1 protein-coding gene is annotated in these 1,776 nt (G+C 39.0%); it reads right to left on the minus strand.

All coding sequences use genetic code 11. The annotated features are described in order from the left end of the window. Positions 1–53: 53 nt before the first annotated feature. Positions 54–1,655: an APC family permease gene (locus tag AOG54_RS03360; protein ID WP_054964262.1), complete on the minus strand. Its 1,602-nt coding sequence runs from the start codon at positions 1,653–1,655 to the stop codon at positions 54–56. Positions 1,656–1,776: the final 121 nt, after the last annotated feature.

Here is a 1,776-nt window from a genome sequence, read left to right on the forward strand (position 1 = left end):
AAAACAACCATTGGTGCCTTGGTTCCGAGCTTAACATTAATGTACTCATATTTTTAATTTCCGGCCGCAGCCTTACCGTTCTTCTTTCTTATGTAATTAACACTCCTTATGCCCATTTCAGTGCCTATATAATAAAATATTAGCGTGATTATTATGAACACAAATGTATCGTATGGAAATGGTATATAATTATGGCCTCCAAAGAAGCTGCTGCCTATGTACGATAATACAACTATAAGTATTAAATACACAGGAAGCCAGATACCGTACATTGCATATTTTGCATCCAGTTTATTGTAATGGTTGTATACAAGCACAAAAACAACGCCTGCAAAATCCAGCGGTACTATGATTTCAATGGCAGACCATCCAGACCAGTAAACAAGAAGATTTGAAACAACAAAAGCTATTGGAGCCAGGACGTTTGCAAATGGAAGCTTAAACGGCCTTTTTATATTTGGTTCCGTCTTTCTAAACACCATAAGGCTAATTGCCCCCGGGGCATAGGATAATAAAAATCCATCAACCATGATATTTATAATGGTTGCCAGTGACCTTCCCAGTGCAACCAGGACTATTGTTATTATGAGTACCATGATAATTGAGTAAATTGGTATTCCGCGTATGTTCATTTTACCAAGGAATCTGGGGAAATATTTATCCTCCCTTGAAAGTATTTCACCAACCCTTGCTGTACTCCCATAGTATATAACACCGTCCTTGAAGGTGGCTATTAATGCGGCTATTATGGCTATAACAACTATTGCAGGAAGGACGAGGGTCTGTGCTATGGTGGCATATGGTGCACTGTAATTTAATAATGAGGCCCAGTTACCGTTGGCTGTGCCGAATTTTGAGAAATTTATTGCACCGGCAAATGCCAGGGATTCGAAGGAGAATATCAGGCCTGAGGCAAGCAGTGCCACTATAATTGCGACAGGTATACTTTTGCCCGGATTTTTAACCTCTTCAGAATAATCAATTGGCTGCCTGAATCCACCATATCCAAAAACTGTTATTGTTATGGCTCCAAACAGACCGGTAAATCCATAAGGTGCAAATCCTCCAACGCTGGGTGAGACAAGATTTGAGGGCTTAAAATAAAATGATAGTGATATTATTATAATTGCTATTAATATTATGCTTATTATGGTGAGAACCAGATTTATCCCACCCATGTGCTTAATCCTTAACACATTAACAAGAAAAACAAGCACAAGTATTACCTCAGCCACAGCAATGCCGGCATACGATAAAACACCGTTTACATAAAGGGGCGGATAATAAAAGCTCAGATATTCAACGACAGCAAAAACAATTACGGGCCCGACAAAAAGGTATCCAACCATGGATGACCACCCATTAATTGCACCCACCAGGGGACCGTTACTTTTTGATGGATAGTATGCAACACCACCGGCCTTTGGCCAGGTTGTGCCAAGTTCTGCAAAAACAAGACCTATTGGCAGTATCATTATCATTGCTATGGGCCATGCAAGAATGCCTACAGGGCCTGCATCGGCCAGTGTATACACGGGTGCATATGCCACAGCAGGACCTAGTATCCCACCAAGAGCAAGCATAACAACACTCCATAGCCCCAAATCTTTTCTATAGGAGTGTTTATTTTGATCCTCAACGGCTGTATCAACCATAATGATTTAAACATTGAGTTGTATTTATTCTTTATGATATGGAAATACATAACATTGACAATATATATAAGTGTTATTTTATATTTTTACAAAATTTATTTAATAATTTAAAATTTTGTCA

Source organism: Acidiplasma aeolicum (assembly GCF_001402945.1).
Classification (GTDB): Archaea; Thermoplasmatota; Thermoplasmata; order Thermoplasmatales; family Thermoplasmataceae; genus Acidiplasma; species Acidiplasma aeolicum.